We start from the raw sequence: 2,383 nt of genomic DNA, 5'->3' as shown, positions 1-2,383 counted from the left end.
CCACGGCGGCGGCGCCGACGCCGCGCAGCGTCAGCATGCGGCGATAGGTGGTCAGGATGTTGTAGAAGTCGTGCGTGGTGGAGACGAAGGGCGTCGGCGCGCCGGTGGAGCCGGTGGTGTAGAGCGTCTCCCACACCACCCGCTCCTCCGGCGCGCCGTCGGGGACGGAGAGCAGGAAGTCCTGGTGCTGCGCGAGGTAGTCGGCCTTGCGGGTCGGCGGGATGCGCGGCAGGTCGTCGAGACCGCTTATGTCGCCGCGCGTCAGGCCCGCCCGCGCGAAGACCGCGCGATAGAAGGGATGGCCCTGGAACACGCGGTCCATGGTGGCGGCGAAGTTCGCCTCCTGCACGGCCCGGATGGCGGCGGGCGGGGCGAAGAGGATGCCGTCGATCGCGTCGTCGCCCGCCATGCCAGACGCCTGCTGCATTGCCCGAGGGCAGCATGAGAGCAGCGCGGGCGGGGTGCGGCAACCCGCGGCGCGGATCGCGCGGCGGGGGCGGTGCGCCGTCGCGCCACGACGCGCGTTGCAGTAAACTACTGTCGGAATGGTATCCCCAGGCGGCCGACCTCGCATGCCTTCCCTGCCCGGCTCGCCCGGCCCGGCGGTCGCGCAGGCGGCGCGCCTGATCGCGGCCGGCCCGGCCGACCGGTGGGCCGGCCGCTTCCGCGCGCTCTGGCTTGCCGCGGTGCTGCTTCCGCTGCTGCTCTTCGCCGCCGGCGCATGGTGGACCTGGCAGCAGGTGCAGCGCGACGCGGAGGCGCGCCTGTCCCGGACCGTCCAGGTCCTGCTGGAGCACGCGCTCCGCGCCTTCGAGATCCAGGAGACGGTGCTGGCCGCCACCGAGCACGCGGCGCGAGGCCTGGACTGGGAGCGGATCGCCGCCGACCGCGACCTCCATCTGGCGCTGCGCGCGCTGGAGGCCAGCAACGGGGTGGCGAGCGGCATCGGGCTGGTCCGGCCCGATGGGCGCATGGTGGCCGTGGCGTCGCAATACCCCTTCCCAGGCGTGGATGTCGGCGACCGCGAATACTTCCGTCAGAACAGCGGCGCCGCAGCCGGAGCGATGCTGTCCGGCCCGACCGGCAGCGTGGTGGGCGAGGTCGTGGTCAGCCGGCCGCGGGACGTGCCGGTCTTCTCGCTCAGCCGCCCCCGCTACGACGCCGAAGGCCGCTTCGACGGCGTGATCGTCAGCGCCTTCGCGCCGGAGAATTTCGGCGCCTTCTACAGGCGGATCGCGGAGTCGAAGGGCGACGCGGCCTCGCTGTTCCGGCTGGACGGCGCGCTGCTGGCGCGCTCGCCGCCCCCGGCCGACTGGTCGGAACGCATCACCCCCGGCCCGCTGCTGGCGGCCGCGGCCGATGCGCGGCGGCCGCGCCTGATCCCCGCGCGCTCCGCGGTAGACGGGCTCGAACGGCTCTATGCCGTGCAGCGGCTCGAGAACTACCCGGTCGCGGTCGGCTACGGGCTCAGCCGGTCCGTGCTGTGGCAGGCCTGGGGTGCGCAGGTCGCGCTGCTCGGCGTGGTCTGCGCCATGGCCTCGGCGCTGCTGCTCTGGCTGACCGCCCGTGCGGCGGCCGCGGCGCGCAGCGCGCAATCGGCGGCGGAGGCGCATGCGGCCGCCGAGGCGGCGCGCGCCGATGCCGAGGCGGCGCTACGCCGGTCGCGGCGACTGGAGGCGCTGGGCCAACTCGTGGCCGGCGTGGCGCATGATTTCCGCAACACGGTCCATGCCGTGCAGGCCGGCGCCCGGCTGATCGATCGCGCGCTGGAGAAGGGCGACAGCACCCGGGCGCGCGCCGTGGCGGCCAGCCTGTCGGACGCCGCCGGCCGCGGCGCCGCGCTGACCGAGCGCATGCTCGCCGCCGCAAGGCGGGGCGGCGCGGCGGAGGGCGAGGAGGAGGCCTGGACCGACCCCGCGCTGGCGGTGCGGGAGGCGTGCGAGCTGCTGCGCCCGACCTTCGGCAACGGGCCGCGCCTGCTGTGCCATCTGCCACCCGGCCTGCCGCCCCGCGTGCGCGGCGGCCGCGCGGAGCTGGAGGCGGCGATCATCAACCTGGCGGTCAATGCCCGCGACGCCACCGGCCCGCAGGGCGTGATCCAGGTGAGCGCCGGGGTGGAGGTGGTGCCGGACGACGTCGCGGCCGCGCTGGCACCCGGGCGCTATGTGCGCATCGCCGTGGAGGATGACGGGGTCGGGATGGACGCGGCGACGCTCGCCCGCGCGACGGAGGCCTTCTTCACCACGAAGCCGCCGGGCGAGGGCACGGGGCTCGGCCTGGCGAGCGCCCGCGGCTTCGCCGAGCAGGCGGGCGGCGCGCTCCGCATCGAGAGCACGCCCGGCCTCGGCACGGTCGTCACGCTCTGGCTGCCGGCGATGGACCC

2 protein-coding genes are annotated in these 2,383 nt (G+C 75.7%); one reads left to right on the top strand and one right to left on the bottom strand.

All coding sequences use genetic code 11. The annotated features are described in order from the left end of the window. The coding region (locus AC1MIR_RS13335; protein WP_480028636.1) for a hypothetical protein at nucleotides 1–409 on the bottom strand (409 nt) is incomplete at its 3' end. 163 nt (nucleotides 410–572) lie between these two features. Between AC1MIR_RS13335 and AC1MIR_RS13330 the strand changes: the two genes are divergently transcribed. Next, nucleotides 573–2,383 (top strand): ATP-binding protein (locus tag AC1MIR_RS13330; RefSeq protein WP_480028635.1); only part of this gene is annotated, 1,811 nt, incomplete at its 3' end.

It is taken from the genome of Falsiroseomonas sp. RANM36, from assembly GCF_056682175.1.
This window is presented reverse-complemented; position numbering and strand designations above follow the sequence as displayed.